Below are 20945 nucleotides of genomic sequence, written 5' to 3'. Positions count from 1 at the left end.
CGAGAAGCGGCGTTGTCTCAGCTGGCGTAGGTCGCTCTCTCAAGCGTTACCGTCGATACGGCATCGACACGACCATCTGTCCCCGCCAGACCAAACTCGTTGCCACGAAGCGTCGGCGCAATCGGTCCCTGCCGAGAACCCGGAGTAGCCTGCCTGACGATCTCGCGCAGAAGTCACAGTCAGCGTGGACCGATTTTTGGAAACGGTAAGAAAAAGAGTGGGGACCGCTCAAGTCTAACGAAAAGCGTCAGACCACTTCCAGCCCATCTGTGACGCTCCGGATGACTCGAAGACGGGCTGGAAGAGTAAGTTAGGTTTCAGACGTAGCTCGGCGGGCTGATCACAAGCTTGTCTTGAACCGCAACAACGCCGGGCGTGACTTCCGCGGCAATGCGCGCAGCCCTCTTCTCATCTTCATTTTTGACGATACCCCAAAGGTCGACCTGGCCTTTGTGTACGACGACATTGAGCATGAAGGGGCACCACGGTTCAGATTTGAGGCCGGAGAGCACGCGCTCGCGAATATTGGCGTCATCGGGATTGCCCGTAGCGAGCAGGTCTTTGGCTCCCGCCGCAAGAGCGCGGACAAGATTAGACCGGCTGACGATGCCGACGAGCTTGTCGTTTTCGACGACCGGAACTCGTTTGATCCGGTGGCTTTCAAGAAGGTTTGCAATCACATCAAGTGATGCGTCAGGGCCGACGGTAACGACGTTCTTCGTCATAATGTCACGAGCGCGCTGTCCGTGCTCCTTGATATATTCCCGCGCCAAAGCCTCTGGGCTCGAAAACATCTCCAGCCACCAGGAATGGCGGCTTTGCGTGCCGATTTCGGCGCGACGGACGAGATCGCCCTCGCTCACGATACCCACCAACTTGCCTGAGCCGTCGACGACAGGCACGGCGCTGATGTGGTTTTGCAGGAGCAAATTGGCGACATCCGCGATGCGGCTCTCGTCATTCGCAGTAACCACCTGCGTGGTCATGATATCGGCAGCTTTCATGGCGTCCTCCTGTCGCTATATGCCCTATAGTACCTACCAAAAGACGTGGGTCTGGCCTTGATCCGCATCAAGATGGAGGCGTGATTATCGGGGGACGGAAACGCGGTGGTGAAGGGGATGCTTCAGGAGAAAAACAAGCAATTACAAAAAGAAAGAAGAATGCCTGACTCGCAGATGCCGCAGGAGACTAATCATGCGGCAGCGCGAATCCAACATGCCGCATCAAGTTTTGATGCGTGTCAAATCTCGTCCGCCAACAATACTTTAAGTTGTGAAGGCTACCAAAGCCGCCCACCCTCGGCGGCGAGCCCTCACCCCCCGGGGCCTGTAGCAAAAGTGGACGCTGGCTTTCCCCCCGGGCCAGCGTCCCGCTCGTTTCTCAAGCTAAGACAATTTCAGCTCAGTCCTGACTGATAAAAGTCAAGTACATAAGTGTGAGGTAGACCGCTGGAATAACAAGAAGTACGCCGAGCTCTACAAAAAGTGGTGCAGAACACTCGCCCGCGTACATTCGTCCGCCGACAAAGGCAACAGCGGCGAGAGTTATAACCAGCCCAATATACCAGGGAGTAAGCCGGTTTCTTTTCGGGGGGCGCTCCATCGCGAGGTCTCCTTTACTCAAACATCATGTGCGATTTCGGATTTTGCCATAAATGGTCGGTTGGTGGTGAATACGGAGGCTATGGGCCTTAAAGGCGCGATTTCCGAAAAGGCACAGCGCGCTTAGGCAACATCCAAGACAAGTTTCAAAGAAGAGTATGAATTTGGGAAAGTGATGTTGAAAAAAATAAGTTAGCCCTGCTGAATTGTGGGCAGGCTCCGAAGACCTCTTCAGGTCTGCGCGCCTGCCCGACAATGAAGCCATTAGCCGACTGTGAGCGTGCCGGCGGCTGGGTCTACGGCGACAGGTTCGCCGTTTTTGATAGCGGTCGTGATGTCAACATCGAACCGGTCGATTAGAGCCAGGTCGGCGAAAGCCGCGCCCTGAACCATGATCGTATTCGCGAAGTTCAGGATGAGGGCCGCCGGTGCGCGGCCACAGGCCTTCATATCTCTCAACATCCACGCCGTCGCAACGCCACCCTTGGCGGCGTTCAGGATCAGGATCTTGCCTACATAACTTTGCCCATGCAGAGCATGTGTTGGGCGCGAGAAAATTCCGGCAACGAGATCCAGATCGTAACGTGCCGAAAAGTTGTCGCTTGCTACGAGCGCTTCGCCCGTAACGGGCGCGCCGGTGCCGACGTGACCTTTGTAAACCCGAGTGCTCATGCGCCGATCCTCCCCGCAACAGCAGCATCCACGCAGGCGGCCATATCCGCCAGGTGAGTTTGATATCCGTATCCGCCAAGAATGTTGACGAGCTTTGCTGAGTTCGAAAGCAAATTGCGCCAGCCGTTGGCTTCGCCGATCTCACGCGCATGCATCTGATAGAAGCACACGCCCTGCAGAACGATGCCGCCGGCGCCTTCAATCATGGAGGTGAGGCCCATGCGGTCCGCCGCAGACTTCATCTCGGGCGATGTCGTGGCAATGAGCGTAACTTTGTCATTAACCTTGCGGCCCTGAAGTAGCCGCGCGAGAGACTCAAGCTCGAACAATGATAGCTGCGGTGCTGCAAACACCACGACATCGAGCTTGTCGTCTTTGGGGCCGAAGTCTTTGTAGAATTGCGCGAGGTCACTATCGCCAATGCGGCGCGGTTCAGGCGCCGGACCATCGAAGACTGCGCCGAGATCGGGAGCTTCCGGCGTCACCCCAATCATGTGGAAGAGCGGTGTCGAACCAAAGCTTGCGAGCGCTGCGCCGAAGTGTTTGATCTCGTCAGAGGTAGGTGCAGAGGTAACGCCCTCAATGACAGGGACTTCCCAATAGGACTTCATCTGCCGGCCGATAATACCACCTAAGGCACCCCAGTCGCTAAGGCCATTAGGCTGAACGTCGATGACGAACCGTGTCGAGCCGCGGCGGCAGGAGTCCAAATGGAAACCGTAGCGCGGGACACGGCCTGTGAGCGCCGCGGCGAGTGCCGAAGGGCCGCCTTCAAAGTTCGTGCGCGCGCCCAAGACGGAATTCGCATAGATCGAAGAGCCTGTATCGCCGAATGCGAGGTGCTCTCCCTGAACAGGCGGATTAATCGTCTGATAGTTGATGCAGGTGTCTGTCATCATAAAGCCGAGCGCACGAAACGCGGCGTCAGCCCGCCGTTCGAGTTCGATGAACTTTTCCGGCTGTTTGATCCGCTTATATCCGGTGAAGTCGGCACCGCGGGGATCCGTTACGGCCGGAACGCGCACCATGGATTGCGAAGGCTCATGTGTGCCGATCCATTCGACGAAGCGTACGCCCTCTTCGCCGGTGGCTTCCGTGTCCGCCATGAGATGGACTTGGGAAATCTCTACCAGGTCTTCCGCGTCGAACACGGTCCCGACCTTCATGAGCATTTCCATAGCCCACTTGCGCGGTGGTCCGTGGAGCCCTGCGGCCATTTCCTGCTCATGCTCCGTGAGGCGCATTGTCATTTCTGGTCACCTTCTTCGTTATTGCCAGGATTGAGCTGTTCATTTCATGGAGTGGGGGAGCCAAAGGACGATCTCGGGGAAGAAGTAGACGATGTACAGCATGCAGATCTGAATGAGGATGAAAGGGATCACCCCGCGTGCAAGCGTCCAGAGACCTATTCCCGAGATGCCATGGATGGTGAAAAGATTGACGCCGACAGGAGGCGATATCTGCGCGATCTCCATGGCGATGACGGCAAAGATACCGAATACGAGCGGATCCATGCCGGCTGCTGCAGCGACAGGTGCGAAAATCGGAATGGAGATGAGCAGCATTGCCGCGCTCTCCAAAAACGTACCGAGTACCAGATAGGCTAGGATCATCAGCGTGATCGCCCAAACGCCAGTGGCGTTATCGGTAATCGCGTGAGCGATCGACTGTGGCACCTGCTCGAACGTCAGGAAGTGCGCGAAGTACTGACCAAAAACGATGAGCATGAACAACATGCCTGTCGTTGCTGTGGCGGTACGCAACGCAGCGACGAACTTGCCAAACGTTAGTCGTTGCTGAGCGAGACCAAGGATCAACAAGTAGATTACCGAGAGCGCGCCGACCTCTGTCGGCGTGAAGATGCCAGTATAAATTGCGACGATAATAATGATGGGCAGTGCCAAGACACCGCTGCAACGCAACGTCAATGAAAGACATTCGCTCCATGAAACGTCCTGCGTTCCTTTGATCTGGGGGCGGGAGAAGTAGACCACGAGCGTAAATGCCGTGAGCATGATGATCCCGGGAACCACGCCCGCAATGAACAACTGACCGATAGAAGTTTCGGTTAGTACGCCGTAGAGGATGAGCGGGATCGACGGCGGAATCACAATGCCGAGCGTTCCCCCGCCAGCCACAAAACCGCCCGCACGGGTTTTCCCGTAGCCTTCTTCGAGCAGAAGCGGGATAGCGACCAAGCCAACCGTCGCGGCTGTTGCGATACTGGAACCGGAAATCGCAGCAAAGATACCGCAAGCGACGATCGTTGCGACGCCGAGCGAGTTCGAGATCGAGCCGGCCCATGCTTTGGTCACGGCAAACAAGTCTCGCCCGGCATCCGTTTGCTGCATGATCGTGCCCGTGAGGATGAACAGGGGCAACGCAACCAGTTCGAAAATTGAAGCGCCCTGCCACACGGTCTGGATGAACGTCCGCGCCACAAGCTGGAAGTCATCGATGAGTAGTGCTGCAGCAAAGGCCGCGAGGCCCATCGAAACAAAGATGGGCACAGCCAGGAGCATCATGAGGAAGAGAAGGGCGATCGAGATGTAACCCGCCCAGTCGATAAGATCCATGGGGGGCTACTCCATAATCACTTCTTTGCCTTCCGGCATCTTGCCTTCACAGATGTGAATCAGCGTCTGCAGGAACAGGCCGACGCCGCCAATTGGAATGGCAAGTTGCGGAATCCAAAGTGGAACTTCGAGCAAAGTGGCCGACAGGATGTCGTTCGACCAACTATACCAGACGAAATATGAGCCGGTTCCGATCAGTAGGATCGAGAACAGAAGAGTGAGGATCAATGCGAGCCAATCGAGTGCGGGCTTCAAGGAGGGGAAAGCCTGAGCGAGGATCATGACTCGGAAGTGCGCACCCGAACTCATGGCCAGCGTATTCGCCAGAAAGCCGCCTGCGATGAAGAGATAGAGCGTTGTTTCGAACACCCAGATTGTGGGTTTTCCGAAAGCGCGCATCGTTGCGTCGTAAGCAATTGGAAAAGCCAAAAGCCCGAGCAAAATTATCGAGACAATTGACATAAAGCGGCACATCGGTTGAAGCACCTGGATCAGTCCGCGCATGCTAGACCTGCTTGATTCCTGGATTGGTAGACGCGGACGGGCACTGGGCCATACACCTCGTATGGGCGCCGGTGCCCGTCACAGTCATCGGTGGAATCGGACGATTATTTCGTCTCGATAAGCTCGACGAGTTCTTTGGGATACGTGCGGCGCGCTTCGTCGTTCACGCCCTGAAGGGCGTTGCGCCACTCGTCATAACCTGGTGTCCCCGCCTCGAGCACCGTCACGGTGTTGCCGTGCTTGCGCACCTGGTCAACAAAGTCACCATACTTATCGATGATGTAACCCTGCATGGCGTCCCGAGCTTTCGCGGCAGACTCCATAACGATCTTCTGCAAATCCTCCGGCATGCTTTCGAACTTGTCTTTGTTCATGACATACGCGTGGATCAGCGTTCCCAGAGCACCCATGGGAGCGAGCATGTACTTTGTTACTTCGAAGTGCTTAAGGCCGACAGCGCCCTGGAGACCGCCAATAGCACCGTCAACCGTGCCGCGCTGCAGAGCCGAATAGACTTCGCCCACGCTCATGGTCGTCGGGGCGGCCTTGAGTGCCTGCATCATTTGGCCAGCGCCCTTCGAGTACACGCGGATCTTTTTGCCCGCGAGGTCGGAGGGATGCTCGATCGGGAAGCTCGTCGATAAAACCGGAGGACCGATATCAAAGGCGCAGAGCAATATCGCGCCTTGTTCGCGGAGTTTCTTGTCGAAGTAGTCATAGATCGGTTGGCCCGGCTTCAAAGCCCCCAGCGTGTCCTTCATGGACCGAGTCCATAGAGGGGTCGTCAGGATCGTCACATCGGATGTGCGGCCCGACCAATTATCCAGCGTCGTCAAGGAGATGTCGACGGTTCCTTGAGGCACGGCCGTTGGCACGAACTGCTGCTTGACCATCTCGCCGCCTTCGAACGTGCGGAACTTAATCCGTCCATCCGAACGCTCTCCGACGAGTTTGGTAAATTCAGGAACGAAGTGGCTAACTTGTGGATGTTTGGGGCTGCCCCAAGTGGACAGCGAAAGGCGATATGAGTCCGCAGCTGCGGGCCCAGCTGCCAATGTCAGGCCGATTGCAGCGGCAGCTAAAGGAAATATACGCATTTTTTGTCTCCTCCTCCTTTATAGTTTTATGAAGACGTCTCTTTGCGAGAGCCGCGACCGGCCCACGTCGGAATCGCCTTATTGAGTTTCTTGCTGATGAGAGATCTCCGGCCTGTTCGTTCCGCTGAGGCCGTTCACGCTCACTAGCCGCTCCAAATGAGAAACTGTATAGTTTGCCCCATGATAGATGACCACAGGCCAAAGATGTCAACAGTGAAGTGCCAGCCGGACGACACGGAATCTGCGACTTTTAAGCAACCGAGCGGCCGCAAGAAGCGTGGTCGGAGTCGTCTTGAAAAGTTTTTGCAGAGTGAACTCAACAGGGCCGCTACTGCTAAACTTCCCAAGCATAAGTTGCTGTCAGAAGTGCTGGCTTCAGCCATAGCTAAAGGCATTTTGGCGGAGGGCGAGCGCCTGCCTGCTGAGGCGGATCTCACCACGATGACGCCTTACAGCTTGGGTACTGTCCAGAAGGCTTTAGCCACGCTCGTGGATCAAGGCCTCGTGCGTCGGCGAAAGGCTCTGGGCACTGAGGTGCAGTCCTGGCGCGGCCGTCTGGAGGACCCACTCCATTTTCGCTTTGGCGATTTCGACGGACAATGGCAACCCGTCTATCCGCATTTGTTAAGCCGAAAGCCGGTTGAACCCGGCCCGGCCATTTACGAGTTGCTTGGTGAATGTACGAGCCCGATTTGCCTTGAGCGTAAGATCAACATCGCTGACCAGTTCAACGTCCACAGTCTGTTCTATGTCGACGCCGATCGCTTTCCGATATTTCTAGATCGCACGGATGCGGAGCTTGAGGGCGTAAACCTCAAAAAGCTCATGCAGAGCGAAACGCCGTTTCGGCGGATCACACAACGCCTTCGCTTAGTCCAGCCTGAGCGTCGCGTCGCAAAGCATATCAAAACAAAGCCAGGGGAGACTGCGTTGTTGCTCCGTGCGACGGTGTACGGCGATGCAGATCAGATCATTTACGTCCATGACGTAACCATCCCGCAGTCTGCCAGCGACCTGTGGATCGAGGGCAAGCCGAGCACTCTTCCGCACTCGGGAGAATTTTTTAAATTTTAGAATTCAAGCGTTAGACGGTGCAGTCGACGTGAGAGTTTCGGAGTACACGTCAGGCCACAGCAACGTTGACGATGTGTGGTGCGACGGGAGCGGCCTACGGCAACGTTGGTCCACGCGACGCTGGAGGGTGATAACGCGAAGCCTTGGGTCCTCCTCTCGCGCACAGGAAGAATATCGCAGTTAGGCCAGACACCGGAACTCAGCGCATCGGCATAGCCCTGCGGTAGGTTTTCCAGTTCCATCATGCGAGCCGCAGTCTGATGGTCATAGTCGAGCGCGCGGTGTTCGATCCGCAGCCCGGAAGTCTCTGGAATAAGCAGGCTGTACCACACACGCGCCGTGCCGTCGTTGGCGGGCATGCCAATCACGCCAGGATTATGCCAGAGCCGCCCACCGATCAGTTCTGTAAACGGCAAACCGCAGTGCCCACCCAAAATGCCATCGCATCCGACGAGATCCAGTTCCTGGCGCTTAAGATCGCTCGGCGATGTCGCGAAAATAAATTGATTGATGGCGCTGGGAGTGCCGTGGACTACGGCGAGGCGGCGACCGCCGATCAACAAGTCAATCCTGTATGGCAGATCACGAAGCCAGTGCCGGTCTGTCGTGCTTATGTGACGGTTTGCATACGAATACCAAGTGTCGGAAAGGCGTTCACAGGCGCTGCCCTCAGCAAAGCCACAGCCGCATGTGTCCGCGCCCTCACCTAACTGCTCATCGCAGTTTCCTTGCACAACTACGATACCGCTCTCGCGCATAAGGGCGATCGTCGCGGCAGGCTCAGCGCAATAAGCCGCCAAGTCGCCCGTGCAAACGATATGTTCAGCCGGAATGCTAAGGCGTTTGGCTTCAGCCAGCAGGGCTCGCGTAGCCTGCAAATTACTGTATGGGCCGCCAAAAATGAGAGCTGGGCCATCAGCTTTAATCTCCGGGGGCGTATTTTGCATTTTGTTTTAATCCCAGCGAGACGGGGCTCAACGTGCGCGTCACTGCACATGCGCCAGTTCAATTATATGAAACACTCAGTGAGCTGAATCGCTCTAGCGCAGAGACTGGCGCGACACGCGCCGAGCTTCGAGCCGTATTACTTTCACATGCTCACCCCCGATAAGCGGAACTTTTTCCCTCTATTTGCGTTGCAGCCGCGCGGAGGATGACTCTGCGTTAGCCACTCATGATTTTATTGTCTGGCCATGTGAACGGGAGTCTCCGGCCGTCACATCGGGTTCCTGACACGAAGGAAGCCCGTTGCGCGACAGTAATGTACTGCGTCAATCAGGAGAAAGAGATGGCACGTTATTCTCTCACGCCTTTGCGTAGTGGAGCGATGAGCAACGACCCCTTCCAGTCGTTCCAGCGTGGCATGAATAGGCTTTTCGAGGACGTCTTCCAAGGTGTGCCGATGTCGGTAGGCGGCGATCTGGAGCAGAACGGCGGTGTATTGATGCCCCAGATTAATGTCTCCGAGACCGACAAGGAAATTATGATCACCGCAGAATTGCCCGGCGTCGCGGAAAAGGACGTCGACGTAACGCTTGACGATGACATGCTGACAATCAGCGGCGAGAAAAGGCTCGAAAAGAAAGAGGAAAAGGAAAACTACCATTTCGTCGAACGGTCATTTGGGCGCTTCCAACGTTCGTTACGCATTCCCCATTCCGTGAACCCGGATCAAGTTAAGGCGCAAGTCGAAAACGGTGTACTGACGATCACGATGCCCAAGAATGCAGAGCAGGAGCGGGTGCGCCATATTCAGATCGAGGGAAGCAAACACTGACGTTTCCGTTATCTGAACTAATTTTCGTGTCCGGAGGAGCGGTAACGCATAGCGCTCGGTGCATTATAAGCCGTCATTTTCTGCCTCCCGCGCCCTCCGGATCCGACTTAGCTTCCAATGAGGTCGACGATGACAAAGACCATGGTGAAATCCGTGAAGCGTGGCGATGCGCGCCGGGAAATGAGCAGTCAGCCGTGGCTGCACCAACACGGTCGGGAAATTCAAAAATTTGGGGACGTCAGGCAATTCCCGTTAGGGCTCTCTTTTGATGCCCGCGGCTACGCGTGCCAGCGTTTGAACCAGCTGCTCTGCGACACGGCCATTCTGTACGCGCTGTATAAGAAGCATCATTGGTTGGTGAGGGGTCCCACCTTCTACCAGCTACACCTGCTTTTCGATAAGCACGCAGGTGAGCAGGCGGCACTCATTGACGCAATCGCTGAACGTGTCCAAACCCTCGGTGGCATTGCTGTCGGCGATCCTCGTCATGCTGCGGAGATCACGCACATTCCTCGCCCTCCCGATGGCTGCGAAGAGGTCCCAGCAATGCTCTCGCGATTGCTTGAGGCGCACGAAATAATCTTGATCGACGCGCACGAGGCAGCCGCGAAGCTGGCGGATATGGGGGATGACGGCAGCAACGATCTGATCGTGTCCAGTCTCATCCGCACGAACGAGTTGCAAGCCTGGTTTTTAGCCGAGCATCTCGTGGACACCCCCCTCGTACGAGCGTAAATTGCTCATCAGTGTGCACACGAAATAGTCGAGCTTTTGAATGGAAAATATGCAAAAAATAAAAGCTGCATATTTTTTGTTCATAAATTCATCTGCGTGGCTACACACCTACGCGTGCAAGATGACGAAACTGGGCCAGTTTCAACAGCTTGAGAAGCCCTGTATCGAGATGGCATAAGTTTTGTTTCTTGTCGGATGGAGTGCGTCGCTCTTGAAGCATTCTTGATGTTCTCGGCTGAGAATTCGGTAGGCCCCGAGCATTGTCCGTTTGACCCTGAAAGGGTGGTGCGGAATGAAATTGGTGTCCGCGATAATCAAGCCGTTCAAGCTCGAAGAGGTGCGTACTGCACTTTCAGACCTCGGCATTCAGGGCATGACGGTGACAGAGGTCAAAGGCTATGGCCGCCAGAAAGGCCATACCGAAATCTACCGCGGCGCGGAATATGCCGTGGACTTTCTACCCAAGCTCAAAATTGAAATTGTCGTCCAATCTCCCGATGTCGATAAGGCCGTCGAAGCGATCATTGACGCTGCGAAAACGGGCCAGATTGGCGATGGCAAAATTTTTGTGTCGAGCATTGAGCACGCCGTCCGCATCCGCACCGGAGAGACGGACGACAGCGCCCTCTGAGAGCCCGTTTAGGACTCCCACCAATCCAGCGCTATTCCAAGATTAAGGAATATTAGAAGATGCGATTCGTTTCCTTTGGCCGGATTATTCCGGCTCTAACGTGTGCGGCTGCGCTCGCTCTCGTGAGTGAGCCGGCATGGGCTGCGGAGACCCCGAACAAAGGGGACACCGCCTTTATGTTCATCTCCACGATCGCCGTCCTACTCATGACCGTGCCGGGTTTGGCATTGTTTTATGGTGGCCTTGTCCGCACCAAGAACATGCTGTCTGTTCTGATGCAGGTCTTCACGATCGTCTGTATCGTTGCCCTTATCTACGTCACCTATGGATACAGTCTGTCGTTTACTAGCGGCGGCGTTTGGAATGACTGGGTCGGAGGGCTCTCGAAGGCCTTCCTGTCAGGCGTCACCCCGGAGTCGGTGGCGGGCACGTTCTCCAACGGTGTTGTCATCCCGGAATACGTCTACATGGCGTTCCAGATGATGTTCGCATGTATCACGCCGGCTCTGATCGTAGGAGCAATCGCCGAACGCGTTAAGTTCTCTGCAGTCATCCTGTTTGTCGTCCTCTGGGTAACGTTTGTCTATTTCCCCGTCGCGCACATGGTCTGGTATTGGGCTGGCCCAGATGCCGTGGCTGACGCGGCGCGGGCTGCAGCCCAGGCCACAGGCGATGCGAAAGCGCAGGCCGATGCCGCACTCGAGGCGGTGCTGGCGGACTCCGGGAAGATCTTCCAGTGGGGAGCGATTGACTTCGCTGGCGGCACGGTTGTTCACATCAACGCGGGTATTGCCGGTCTCGTTGGCGCCATCATGATCGGAAAGCGTACCGGTTACGGCAAGGAGACGATGGCTCCGCATTCGCTCACCATGACGATGATCGGTGCTGCGCTTTTGTGGTTCGGCTGGTTTGGCTTCAACTGCGGCTCGAACCTGGAGGCGACGGGCGTCGCGCTCCTTGCGATGGTCAACACCATCGTCGCGCCAGCCGCCGCCGCGTTGTCGTGGATGTTCGTGGAATGGATCACGAAGGGTAAGCCCTCCCTGCTGGGTGCTGCGTCGGGTCTGGTTGCCGGACTTGTTGCCGTCACGCCGGCGGCGGGTTTCGCCGGACCAATGGGCTCCATCCTGCTCGGGATCGCGGCAGGCATCGTCTGTTTCATCTTCTCGACAGCGATCAAGAACACGCTTGGCTACGACGATAGCCTCGACGTTTTTGGGATCCATGCCGTTGGCGGCATCCTCGGCGCGATCCTCACTGGCATCTTGGTGAATCCGGACTTTGGCGGAACGGGTATCGGTGATTACGTCGCGAAGCCTGGCGAGGTCGTTGTGGCCGCATATTCCATGAGCGCGCAGGTGATGGCGCAGTTGTCTGCGGTAGGTCTTGTGGTCTTGTGGACCGGTCTTGGCTCGCTGATCCTCTACAAAATCGTAGACCTCATTGTCGGCTTGCGCCCATCTCAGGATAAAGAACGCGAAGGGCTCGACGTTTCGGAGCACGGCGAGCGCGCATACAACTACTGACGAGGGCTCCGGATCGGGCGCGCACGCCTAGCCCGCTGGGAATGCCATTAGCCAGGTGAGGGACCAAATTGCGGGAAGGACGGAATTTCGCCCTTCTCGCAAATTTTCGCCTCCCCAATAACGTTTCTGCCAGCATTTGCGATAAATAAAGAGACGCGAGCCGACGATAGGGTCCCTGCAGCTCCAGGGAGCAAAGGAGCTCATTTTTCATGCCCCCACTCTTCGATCCGCGCCTTGGTGATATCGAGGACGACGCATCCAGTCCAAAGCGTCGCTCGCTCTTTGCTATCGCGGGAAGCCTGTTGGCGGAGATCAGTTTACCCAAGCTTCTTGCCGCTTGGTTACTTCTGATTGTCGTGCCTGGCGTGCTGCTAGGCCTTGCCCCACTCGTTGCCTCCGGATGGGTGGCACTTCTTTCTCGAAAGATCATCACGCCCCTTGACGGTATCTGGCCGCTTTTTCTGATTGTGCTTGTCATTGCGCTGGGCTGGCTCGGCTGGCGGCCTCTTTTTCGGATCGCGGAACGAGGGTTTTGGTCACTGAATTCTTTGGTCGTTCAGCCTAGCTATGCGCTCTGCCGTGAAGGCCTTCGCCACTTGGTCGAGCACATGTTGATGCGCGACGCTGACGCCGAGAGCCGGGCGCGCCTCCGCGCAACGACCGCCGCAGGTGCTGGAATTGTCTTATGTGGACTGGGTATATGGATTGTCATGCTTGCGTGGCCATCCTCCCGTTGGGTCGGAGACGTCGCCGACCTCACCTCGCCGCATCGACTCCTCGTCCCGGCACTTGCCAACACGGTCGTCGTGCTGGGCTCATATTTGGCGGTGAGCGCTCTGGCGTGGGGAATTGCCGACGCTGTCATGGCCCAACCCCGTGATTTGCCAGCCTTCGATGAGATGCCTGAGGAGGGCCGGATATGGCGCGTTGCACATCTCTCGGATTTGCACGTGGTTGGGGAACGATTTGGGTTCCGGATCGAAAGCGGACGGTCTGGGCCGCGCGGCAATGACAGACTGGAACAGATCCTCGAAGAACTCGCCAAGATCCATTCTCAAGAGCCGCTTGATCATGTGCTCATTACAGGTGACATGACCGACGCTGGTCGCTCCGCCGAATGGGCGGAGTTTTTCGCGGCACTGTCTCAATACCCGGAACTGGAGGCGCGCACGCTTGTGCTTCCAGGCAATCACGACGTCAACGTTGTCGACCGCGCCAATCCGGCGCGTCTCGACCTTCCAACAAGTCCTGGGCTACGCCTGCGCCAGATACGAGCCTTATCGGCGATTGCCGCTGTTCAAGGCGAAAAGGTTCACGTGGTGGATTCCGCGACGGGCCGGATTGGCCAAACGTTATCCGCGACGCTCGCTCCCCACGCCATGTCCATCGCTGACTTCGCTAACTCCGGGGCGCTTCGCCATTCGTCAGTCCTGTCGAGGATTTGGACGGATGTCTTTCCGATGGTCCTCCCGCCTGACGACGAGGACGGCTTGGGCGTTATCCTGCTGAACTCCAATGCCGAAACGCATTTCTCGTTCACCAACGCGCTTGGCTTCATGTCCGCCGAACAGGCAAGCGATCTAGCCGCTGTGACCAGTCAATTCCCGCATGCGCATTGGATCGTCGCCCTGCACCATCACATTGTGGAGTACCCCGAGCCGGTCACTGATTTCTCGAAGCGAATTGGGACCGCATTGATTAATGGCACTTGGTTTGTGCGACAGATCCAACCTTTGGCGAGCAGGATTGTCGCCATGCATGGCCACCGGCACATGGATTGGGTCGGAGAATGTGGTGGTGTACGGATCATATCGGCACCTTCACCGGTCATGGCTTCGACGGGTAACAATACCGTCCATTTCTATGTCCATCTCTTCGGGAAGGGGATGGCCGGGCGGCTTAGCCTGCTAAAGCCCGAGCGTGTGGAACTTCCGGGGATGAAGACTTAATCGAGCCTTGTCGGTGAGTGCGGCGCTCAGCCTTCGGGAGTTTCAACCGGTGCGCCGAAGAGATCTGATACCCAGACGGTGGAAGGATGCTGCGCGCATAGCGTTAGCAGCGCTATTGTAATCGGCACGCCGATGAAGGCGCCAAAAAAGCCCCACAGATAGGTCCAGAAGAAGACAGAGAACAGGACAAGGAAAGGCGAGATGGCGAGTGCGCGACCGGCAACCCGAGGTTCGATGTAGCTGCCGATAACAAACTGGATAATGTTGAGGCAGATAAATACGAGGACCGCAGACTGCCACCATTCGAATTGCGCCAGTGAAAATAATGTTGGAAACATCGTTGCGATGAACGGGCCGATAAACGGTATGAAATTCAGGGCAAACGCAATGACGCCCCACTCCTTCGCGAACTGAAGGCCAGCCGCGGCTGCCAGAGCCCAGACAAAAGCGCCGGTCGCGATGCTCATCGCCGTTCGGATTAGCATGTAATGCCGGAATTTTTCGGCAATGGAACGGCTGCCTTCTATCAGGACGCGAGCAGCTTCCTGATTTTTTAAATGCCGGATCTTTTCCGTCAATTCATCAACTTCAAGCAGGCCGAGAAGCAGGTAGATCAGTACGACAAGCCAAAAGGTAACAGTCGTATTGAGGTGCGTTGTGATCCCCTGCAAGACACGCATCAGCCATCGGACATCGAGATTTTTAGCCCATAGGCCGGCAATTATGATCCCGTGACCTTCAAGCCATGTGGCGGTCTGTTCGTAAATTGCTTGAAAACGGTCGGCTTCCGCGATCAGCGATCGGCCCACGCGTCCGACCCCCCAGGAAATGAGAGACCCAAAAACGAGGAAAACGATAATCGTGGCAAGGAGCACGATTGCGAGCGCGAGAAGCTTCGGCATGGTCGCCTGAAGCCGCTTCTGGAGAGGCCATACCAGCGCGATAATAAATAACGCGCAGACCACCGGCGCAAATATCGCGTTGGCGTAGTATAGCGCGGCGAAGATCAAAATCGCTGCGATGAGCCACGTGGCAACGCCAAAGTGAGGCTGGGTTGTTGATGAAGGAGCCGCGGACGGCTGGTCAATATTAGAACTCATCGCTCAGATTCGTTGATTGGGGGCAAACTTCACTATTCTAATCCGCGGCCATAATTAAATTGTATTCCTTTTGCGCGGAACACCAATAAAAACTGTAGTAATATAGAAATATACCCAAGAGATTTTGATGGCTGGAGAACGGTTTCGACAGTTGATGAAATTTGACCGCATGGCGTCAATGATAGCGTCGCCGAATTTAATAAGAGCAGAAATTTTAGAAGTGTTTCTAGGTGCGATTAATCATGAAGCAGGATTTCAAGTCGGGTGCGGTTCGAAAGTTTCTCCAGCCATCCTCTCTGGGGTATTAATGGAGAGTTGGAAAGACGCGTTGATGGAATTTCGTGTGCGGGGTTTCAATAAAGGGTGACCTGATGAACGCTTGCGCCCGTCGCAGGAAGGTAGAACTTGGCTTGGGTTCGTGCGGGCTAATTGCCCTAGCTACGACCATTTTGCTTTCCGGATGCGGCCAGGAAGCCGAAACCGCGACCCCAAAAGTGCGTCCCGTTCGTACAGTCACAGTTGAGATGCGTGAGACAGGCATGCCCGTCTCGTTCACGGGACGCATTGAAGCCGAAGACGAGGTCACGCTTGGCTTCCGTATTTCAGGAAGACTCCTGAAAAATGACGTGAACCTAGGGGATCGCGTCAAGCCTGGTCAGGTCGTGGCGCGCCTTGAGCCTCAGAATGAGACGAATGCTCTGCGAACGGCCCAGGCCAACCTAGTGGCGGCACAAGGTCAGTTGACCCAAGCGCGCAACACCTTCGAACGCCAGGATACGCTCCTCAAGCAAGGCTGGACCACACGCGTCAATCACGATCAAGCGCAGCAAGCACTGCAGACGGCGGAATCGCAAGTTGAGGCGGCCGACGCCCAACTCAAGAAAGCACGAGATATGCTGAGCTTTACGGAGCTCAAGGCAGACGCGCCAGGCGTTGTGACAGCGACCGGCCCAAGAGCGGGGGAAGTTGTCCAGACGGGCCAGATGATTGTTCGGCTCGCGCGCCAGGACGGACGTGACGCGGTCTTCAACGTGCCCGCGCAATTGATCCGATCCGCGCCAAGCAATCCGGAGATCACCGTCACCTTGACGGAAGACCCTTTCGTCAAAGCCGTGGGCAGGGTGCGCGAGGTTGCACCGCAAGCCGATCCAGTCACGCGGACATTTGAGGTGAAGGTCGGTTTGACGAGCCCACCTGAGGCCATGCGTCTTGGTGCCACCGTGACGGGCACGATGCAGACGGCAGCGGTATCGATGATCGAGATCCCGGCGTCTGCCCTAACCCGTTTCAATCAGCAGCCGGCGGTTTGGGTTGTTGATCCGAAAAGCCAGACCGTTTCGATACGCAATGTCGAAGTGCTTCGCTATGACCAGTCACAAGTCGCCGTCGCCTACGGGCTGGTGTCAGGTGACATCGTCGTCACGGGCGGGGTGCAGGCATTGCATCCCGGTCAAAAGGTACGCGTTCCTGGATTGGAGCCATGACAGGGTTCAATCTTTCAGAGTGGGCACTGAAACAACGTTCGCTCACGATGTATTTCATGATCGTCGCAATCGTCGCCGGTCTGTTGGCCTATCACCGCCTGGGTCGCAGCGAAGATCCGACCTTCGTCATCAAGACGATGGTGGTGCAGGCCGCGTGGCCCGGTGCAAGTGTTGAGGACACGCTCAAACAGGTCACCGAGCGTCTGGAGCGAAAACTTCAGGAAATTCCAAACCTCGATTTTCTACGCAGCTTTACACGCGCAGGCGTGACGACGATTTTCGTCAATCTGAAAGGCAGCACGACAGCCGATGAAGTTCCGGACATTTGGTATGAAGTCCGCAAAAGCATCGGAGACATCCGCCATACACTGCCCGATGGGATCGTTGGTCCCGGCTTCAACGACGACTTCGGCGATACCTTCGGAACGATTTACGGCTTCACAGCGGACGGCTTCACACATCGGGAACTGCGCGACTACGTCGAGGACGTTCGCTCAAGGCTTCTTCACGTGCCGGATGTCTCCAAGATAGAGATCCTCGGTGCGCAGGATGAGAAGATCTTCGTCGAATTTTCGATGCGAGATCTGGCGAGCCTGGGGATCGATCGTTCGGCTCTGATCGCGGCGCTGCAAGCACAAAATATCGTACAGCCTGCCGGCACAATACAAACAGACCATGAGGCGCTTTCCCTGCGCGTATCCGGGTCCTTCGAGACTGAAGAGGACGTCCGCAATATCAACTTCGCCATAGGTGGGCGGATGCTCCGACTGAGCGATATCGCACGCGTGCGCCGTGGCTTCTCAGATCCGCCGCAACCCCTGTTTCGCGTCAACGGCACACCGGCTATCGGACTGGCCATTGCGATGCGCGAGGGCGGCGACATTCTTGCGTTGGGCAAGAACATAGAGAAGTCCATGGCGGAGATAACCGCTAATCTGCCGATAGGGATCGAACCTAAGCTCGTCGCGGATCAGGCAGTGACGGTCGAGAGCGCTATCTCGGAATTCATGACCTCGCTCTGGCAGGCGGTCGCCATCATACTAGCAGTCAGCTTCATCAGTCTTGGCGTGCGCCCCGGTCTTGTGATCGCGACCGCCATTCCGTTGACGTTGACCATTGTGTTTTCCGTGATGGACCTCGCCAACATAGATATGCAGCGCATCTCGCTCGGTGCGCTGATTATAGCCCTTGCGTTGTTGGTCGACGATGCGATGACAACGACGGACGCGACGCTCAGCCGTTTGGCAGTGGGCGATACCAAAACGGAGGCGGCGGCGTTTGCGTATCGCACTTACGCGTTCGCGATGCTGGCTGGAACGCTGGTAACGATCGCTGGTTTTGTGCCCGTTGGCTTTGCTGCGAGCTCCGCAGGTGAATACACGTTTTCGCTCTTCGCTGTCGTTGCGATCGCGCTGATCGCCTCTTGGTTCGTTGCGGTCATTTTTGCTCCGCTGTTGGGCGTGGCGATCCTCAAGCCGCCGAAGGCTGAGCAAGACAAAGAACCCGGATTTGTGTTCCGCACCTACCGGAGTTTTCTCACGCAAGCTATGCGCGCGAAGTGGCTCACGTTGGCGGCGACAGCAGCGCTCTTTGTCGGCGCGGTCTTAGCTTTGCCGCTCATACCTCGCCAATTCTTCCCCTCCTCCGATCGCCCTGAGCTTCTGGTGGACCTGAGCTTGCCGCAAAACGCCTCAATCTACGCCAGCGAAGACGTTGCCAAGCGCTTTGATGACCTCCTCGCAAAGGACGAGGATGTCGCGCGCTGGAGTACATATGTGGGCCGTGGGGCGATCCGGTTTTATCTTCCGCTCAATGTGCAGCTACCGAATGACTTCTTCGCGCAGTCCGTGATCGTCGCCAAAGATGTCGCCGCACGAGAACGGCTCAGAGACAAATTAGAAAAGGCTCTCGCAAACGATTTTCCCAGCGTCGTAAGCCGGGTTTATCCGCTTGAGTTGGGGCCGCCCGTCGGTTGGCCAATTCAGTACCGGGTCAGCGGCCCAGATGTCTCCAGAGTGCGCGAGGTTTCACTCCAACTCGCAGAAGTTCTTGCGAAGAATCCGCAGACGGCCAACGTCAACTTCGATTGGATGGAGCCAGCCAGACAAGTACGCATTCGCATCGATCAGGATGAGGCTCGTCTTCTGGGCTTAAGTTCTGAATCCCTCGCCAGTACTCTGAATACGGTCGTCTCGGGGATCCCGATCACCCAGGTGCGCGACAATATCTATCTGGTGGACGTCGTCGTGCGCGCGACCGAAGATCAACGTGTCTCATTGAACAATCTACGCACGCTTCAAGTGCCGCTGCCCAACGGCAGCACAGTTCCATTAAGTCAGTTTGCAACCTTCGAATACGCTCAGGAATATCCTCTTGTCTGGCGCCGCGATCGCGTGCCCACACTCACGGTGCAGTCCGATATCACGCCAGGCGTTTTGCCCGAAACCGTAGTCGCAGCACTTGCACAGCCGATCGCGGATCTCTCCGCATCGCTTCCTCCATCTTACAGCATCGACGTTGGTGGCACAGTTGAAGAAAGCGCAAAATCACAGGCCTCCGTCGCTGCTGTCATTCCGGCAATGCTGTTGATCATGCTGACGGTGTTGATGATCCAGCTTCGGAGTTTCGAAAAGTTGCTCATTGTGCTGAGCGTCGGACCGCTCGGACTAATCGGCGTGGTTGCGGCTTTGGTCTTGTCGGGCAAGCCGATGGGCTTCGTTGCGATCCTGGGTATTCTCGCTTTGCTGGGCATAATCACGAAAAACGCTGTCATACTGGTCGGCCAGATCGATGCCGAGCGGGCCCAAGGCAAAGACGTAACGCAAGCCGCGATCGATGCCAGCAGCGCCCGTTTCCGGCCCATTATGCTGACGGCCGTTTCCACTGTTCTCGGCATGATCCCGATCGCACCGACAGTGTTCTGGGGCCCCATGGCGTTCGCCATCATGGGCGGTCTCTTGGTTGCAACGATCCTGACGCTCGTTTTCCTGCCGACACTCTACGTGACGTGGTTCGGTTGGCGCGAGTCGCGGGCAGGTCCCGCTGAAAATCCAGTTTGAGAAGATACGAGAGAAAGAAGCCACGTCCGAGTTTGCTGCAAGTCGTGTGAAGCCCACGAGGTGTGAGTAAGCGTCATGCAAGACAAGAGCGATGGTCTAAGTGAAACCCTACGAAGCGGGAGTGTGCGAGCTGCGTTGTTCTTCATTCTCTGGCTGATCATCACCGGAGCAGCAACGGGCGACATGTTGATTGGCGTGATTGCGTCACTCATTGCAGCGGTCGCAAGTCTAAAACTGCTGCCGCCGCGACGGCGCGCGTGGCGTCTTTCCGAAGCAGTCAAATTGGGAGTGCGTTTCCTCCGGCAATCGATCGTCGCAGGAATTGACGTCGCCCGGCGCACGCTTGATCCGCTCTTGCCTTTGCGTCCGGGCTTCGTGTCGTACAAATCCAAGCTTCCACGTGGCCCTGAGCGTGATGCGTTCTTCACCATGACGAGCTTGTTGCCCGGCACACTTCCTTCGGGGCCTGGCCGGGGCGAGGACGTCCTCGTTCATTGTCTGGACGTCGAACAGCCTGTGGCCGAACAACTCGCGATCGAAGAGCATCTCTTTCATCAAGTTGCGGGAGGTGTGAACCGCGATGAATGAATTTCTCTATCTGGCGGCGACCGTGGTTCTTGCGATGGTTGCGTTGGGGCTGTTCCGAATTCTGTATGGGGCCGGAGAAGCCGATCGTCTGATGTCGGCACAGCTCATCGGATCGGGTGGCGTGGCCGTGCTGCTTCTGCTTTCCGTGACAATGGCCAGTTCGGCAATCGTCGACGTCGCGCTTCTGCTTGCTCTGTTGGCCGCATTCGCATCCGTCGCCTTTGTATCGACGGCCGAAGAACTCCGAGCATCTGTATCCGAGAGTGAGGCCGGCGATGACCCTGATTCTTGATGTCTTCACCATCGCCGCTGTCACAGTAGGCGTTTTCTTCTTCGTGATCGCCGCGCTGGCGTTTTTGCGTTTTCCAGATGGGCTGACGCGGCTGCATGCGTTGACCAAAGTCGACAACGTAGGACTGGGACTCATTGTCTTTGGCCTGTTGCCTCAAGCCGGAAGCGTGATGGGAGCTTTGAAGCTGATCTGTGTGTGGCTGCTGGTCCAGTTCTCTGGCGCGATCGTGACGCAACTGATCGCCCGATCAACGCGACGCGAAGGGCAGGAGGCATGA

The 20945-nt window shown here is 56.5% G+C and carries 20 protein-coding genes; 12 read left to right on the top strand and 8 right to left on the bottom strand.

Annotated elements, in window-relative coordinates:
* Positions 1-317: 317 nt before the first annotated feature.
* From BLS30_RS01260 to BLS30_RS01230, 6 genes are all read right to left on the bottom strand, one after another.
* On the bottom strand, positions 318-1004 hold the full coding sequence (locus tag BLS30_RS01260) for a CBS domain-containing protein (RefSeq protein ID WP_046478128.1): 687 nt from the start codon (positions 1002-1004) through the stop codon (positions 318-320).
* A gap of 864 nt (positions 1005-1868) precedes the next feature.
* Complete coding sequence (locus tag BLS30_RS01250; RefSeq protein WP_046478130.1) at positions 1869-2276, bottom strand: aconitase X swivel domain-containing protein; 408 nt, start codon at positions 2274-2276, stop codon at positions 1869-1871.
* Entirely contained in the window at positions 2273-3526 is a 1254-nt protein-coding gene (locus BLS30_RS01245) for an aconitase X (RefSeq protein WP_244464887.1), read from the bottom strand. The genes BLS30_RS01250 and BLS30_RS01245 overlap by 4 nt, the downstream gene beginning before the upstream one ends.
* A 39-nt stretch (positions 3527-3565) precedes the next feature.
* Positions 3566-4852 (bottom strand): TRAP transporter large permease, encoded by a 1287-nt coding sequence (locus BLS30_RS01240; protein WP_046478131.1) that lies wholly within the window; start codon positions 4850-4852, stop codon positions 3566-3568.
* 6 nt (positions 4853-4858) lie between these two features.
* Positions 4859-5356, bottom strand: coding sequence for a TRAP transporter small permease (locus BLS30_RS01235; protein ID WP_052743823.1), 498 nt, complete (start codon positions 5354-5356; stop codon positions 4859-4861).
* A 104-nt stretch (positions 5357-5460) separates the two neighbouring features.
* Complete coding sequence (locus BLS30_RS01230) at positions 5461-6453, bottom strand: TRAP transporter substrate-binding protein (RefSeq protein ID WP_090226047.1); 993 nt, start codon at positions 6451-6453, stop codon at positions 5461-5463.
* 204 nt (positions 6454-6657) lie between these two features.
* On the opposite strand from BLS30_RS01230, the gene BLS30_RS01225 reads away from it, so the two are divergent.
* The gene (locus BLS30_RS01225) at positions 6658-7527 is read left to right on the top strand and encodes a GntR family transcriptional regulator (RefSeq protein WP_160298698.1); all 870 of its coding nucleotides are present in this window, start codon (positions 6658-6660) and stop codon (positions 7525-7527) included.
* Here BLS30_RS01225 and BLS30_RS01220 read toward each other — a convergent pair.
* Positions 7524-8474: a metallophosphoesterase family protein gene (locus tag BLS30_RS01220; RefSeq protein WP_090226044.1), complete on the bottom strand. Its 951-nt coding sequence runs from the start codon at positions 8472-8474 to the stop codon at positions 7524-7526. The two genes, BLS30_RS01225 and BLS30_RS01220, sit on opposite strands and share 4 nt — an antisense overlap.
* A gap of 341 nt (positions 8475-8815) precedes the next feature.
* On the opposite strand from BLS30_RS01220, the gene BLS30_RS01215 reads away from it, so the two are divergent.
* The 5 genes from BLS30_RS01215 to BLS30_RS01195 all read left to right on the top strand — a co-directional run bounded on the left by BLS30_RS01215 (position 8816) and on the right by BLS30_RS01195 (position 14145).
* Positions 8816-9304: an Hsp20/alpha crystallin family protein gene (locus tag BLS30_RS01215; RefSeq protein ID WP_046480209.1), complete on the top strand. Its 489-nt coding sequence runs from the start codon at positions 8816-8818 to the stop codon at positions 9302-9304.
* 129 nt (positions 9305-9433) lie between these two features.
* Positions 9434-10039: a Dps family protein gene (locus BLS30_RS01210; protein WP_046478133.1), complete on the top strand. Its 606-nt coding sequence runs from the start codon at positions 9434-9436 to the stop codon at positions 10037-10039.
* Positions 10040-10331: 292 nt separating this feature from the next.
* Positions 10332-10670: a P-II family nitrogen regulator gene (locus BLS30_RS01205; protein ID WP_046478134.1), complete on the top strand. Its 339-nt coding sequence runs from the start codon at positions 10332-10334 to the stop codon at positions 10668-10670.
* 59 nt (positions 10671-10729) lie between these two features.
* Entirely contained in the window at positions 10730-12196 is a 1467-nt protein-coding gene (locus BLS30_RS01200; protein ID WP_090226040.1) for an ammonium transporter, read from the top strand.
* Positions 12197-12405: 209 nt separating this feature from the next.
* Complete coding sequence (locus tag BLS30_RS01195) at positions 12406-14145, top strand: metallophosphoesterase family protein (protein WP_090226036.1); 1740 nt, start codon at positions 12406-12408, stop codon at positions 14143-14145.
* Between the two features lie 26 nt (positions 14146-14171).
* Here the strand turns inward: BLS30_RS01195 and BLS30_RS01190 are convergent, their stop codons facing one another.
* Positions 14172-15245 carry an AI-2E family transporter gene (locus tag BLS30_RS01190; RefSeq protein WP_090226035.1) on the bottom strand — a complete coding sequence of 358 codons (1074 nt, stop codon included), beginning with the start codon at positions 15243-15245 and terminating at the stop codon, positions 14172-14174.
* A 127-nt stretch (positions 15246-15372) separates the two neighbouring features.
* Between BLS30_RS01190 and BLS30_RS01185 the strand changes: the two genes are divergently transcribed.
* The 6 genes from BLS30_RS01185 to BLS30_RS01160 all read left to right on the top strand — a co-directional run bounded on the left by BLS30_RS01185 (position 15373) and on the right by BLS30_RS01160 (position 20945).
* Positions 15373-15612, top strand: coding sequence for a hypothetical protein (locus BLS30_RS01185; RefSeq protein ID WP_139165274.1), 240 nt, complete (start codon positions 15373-15375; stop codon positions 15610-15612).
* 4 nt (positions 15613-15616) lie between these two features.
* Positions 15617-16729, top strand: a complete 1113-nt coding sequence (locus tag BLS30_RS01180; protein ID WP_090226029.1) for an efflux RND transporter periplasmic adaptor subunit — start codon at positions 15617-15619, stop codon at positions 16727-16729.
* Positions 16726-19788: an efflux RND transporter permease subunit gene (locus tag BLS30_RS01175; protein WP_090226026.1), complete on the top strand. Its 3063-nt coding sequence runs from the start codon at positions 16726-16728 to the stop codon at positions 19786-19788. The genes BLS30_RS01180 and BLS30_RS01175 overlap by 4 nt, the downstream gene beginning before the upstream one ends.
* A 75-nt stretch (positions 19789-19863) precedes the next feature.
* Complete coding sequence (locus tag BLS30_RS01170; protein WP_046478140.1) at positions 19864-20376, top strand: Na+/H+ antiporter subunit E; 513 nt, start codon at positions 19864-19866, stop codon at positions 20374-20376.
* The gene (locus BLS30_RS01165; RefSeq protein ID WP_046478141.1) at positions 20369-20668 is read left to right on the top strand and encodes an MrpF/PhaF family protein; all 300 of its coding nucleotides are present in this window, start codon (positions 20369-20371) and stop codon (positions 20666-20668) included. Before BLS30_RS01170 ends, BLS30_RS01165 begins: the two co-directional genes overlap by 8 nt.
* Complete coding sequence (locus BLS30_RS01160) at positions 20652-20945, top strand: cation:proton antiporter (protein WP_046478142.1); 294 nt, start codon at positions 20652-20654, stop codon at positions 20943-20945. The genes BLS30_RS01165 and BLS30_RS01160 overlap by 17 nt, the downstream gene beginning before the upstream one ends.

Origin of the sequence: Filomicrobium insigne (assembly GCF_900104305.1) — a bacterium.
GTDB classification, from domain to species: domain Bacteria; phylum Pseudomonadota; class Alphaproteobacteria; order Rhizobiales; family Hyphomicrobiaceae; genus Filomicrobium; species Filomicrobium insigne.
Note: the sequence above shows the minus strand (reverse complement) of the source record. Positions and strands in the feature narration are given on the sequence as shown.

Excerpts from the sequence above, each read along its gene's own strand:
- BLS30_RS01260 (WP_046478128.1), bottom strand. The coding sequence starts at position 1,004 with ATGAAAGCTGCCGATATCATGACCACGCAGGTGGTTACTGCGAATGAC.
- BLS30_RS01250 (WP_046478130.1), bottom strand. The coding sequence starts at position 2,276 with ATGAGCACTCGGGTTTACAAAGGTCACGTCGGCACCGGCGCGCCCGTT.
- BLS30_RS01245 (WP_244464887.1), bottom strand. The coding sequence starts at position 3,526 with ATGACAATGCGCCTCACGGAGCATGAGCAGGAAATGGCCGCAGGGCTC.
- BLS30_RS01240 (WP_046478131.1), bottom strand. The coding sequence starts at position 4,852 with ATGGATCTTATCGACTGGGCGGGTTACATCTCGATCGCCCTTCTCTTC.
- BLS30_RS01235 (WP_052743823.1), bottom strand. The coding sequence starts at position 5,356 with ATGCGCGGACTGATCCAGGTGCTTCAACCGATGTGCCGCTTTATGTCA.
- BLS30_RS01230 (WP_090226047.1), bottom strand. The coding sequence starts at position 6,453 with ATGCGTATATTTCCTTTAGCTGCCGCTGCAATCGGCCTGACATTGGCA.
- BLS30_RS01225 (WP_160298698.1), top strand. The coding sequence starts at position 6,658 with ATGTCAACAGTGAAGTGCCAGCCGGACGACACGGAATCTGCGACTTTT.
- BLS30_RS01220 (WP_090226044.1), bottom strand. The coding sequence starts at position 8,474 with ATGCAAAATACGCCCCCGGAGATTAAAGCTGATGGCCCAGCTCTCATT.
- BLS30_RS01215 (WP_046480209.1), top strand. The coding sequence starts at position 8,816 with ATGGCACGTTATTCTCTCACGCCTTTGCGTAGTGGAGCGATGAGCAAC.
- BLS30_RS01210 (WP_046478133.1), top strand. The coding sequence starts at position 9,434 with ATGACAAAGACCATGGTGAAATCCGTGAAGCGTGGCGATGCGCGCCGG.
- BLS30_RS01205 (WP_046478134.1), top strand. The coding sequence starts at position 10,332 with ATGAAATTGGTGTCCGCGATAATCAAGCCGTTCAAGCTCGAAGAGGTG.
- BLS30_RS01200 (WP_090226040.1), top strand. The coding sequence starts at position 10,730 with ATGCGATTCGTTTCCTTTGGCCGGATTATTCCGGCTCTAACGTGTGCG.
- BLS30_RS01195 (WP_090226036.1), top strand. The coding sequence starts at position 12,406 with ATGCCCCCACTCTTCGATCCGCGCCTTGGTGATATCGAGGACGACGCA.
- BLS30_RS01190 (WP_090226035.1), bottom strand. The coding sequence starts at position 15,245 with ATGAGTTCTAATATTGACCAGCCGTCCGCGGCTCCTTCATCAACAACC.
- BLS30_RS01185 (WP_139165274.1), top strand. The coding sequence starts at position 15,373 with ATGGCTGGAGAACGGTTTCGACAGTTGATGAAATTTGACCGCATGGCG.
- BLS30_RS01180 (WP_090226029.1), top strand. The coding sequence starts at position 15,617 with ATGAACGCTTGCGCCCGTCGCAGGAAGGTAGAACTTGGCTTGGGTTCG.
- BLS30_RS01175 (WP_090226026.1), top strand. The coding sequence starts at position 16,726 with ATGACAGGGTTCAATCTTTCAGAGTGGGCACTGAAACAACGTTCGCTC.
- BLS30_RS01170 (WP_046478140.1), top strand. The coding sequence starts at position 19,864 with ATGCAAGACAAGAGCGATGGTCTAAGTGAAACCCTACGAAGCGGGAGT.
- BLS30_RS01165 (WP_046478141.1), top strand. The coding sequence starts at position 20,369 with ATGAATGAATTTCTCTATCTGGCGGCGACCGTGGTTCTTGCGATGGTT.
- BLS30_RS01160 (WP_046478142.1), top strand. The coding sequence starts at position 20,652 with ATGACCCTGATTCTTGATGTCTTCACCATCGCCGCTGTCACAGTAGGC.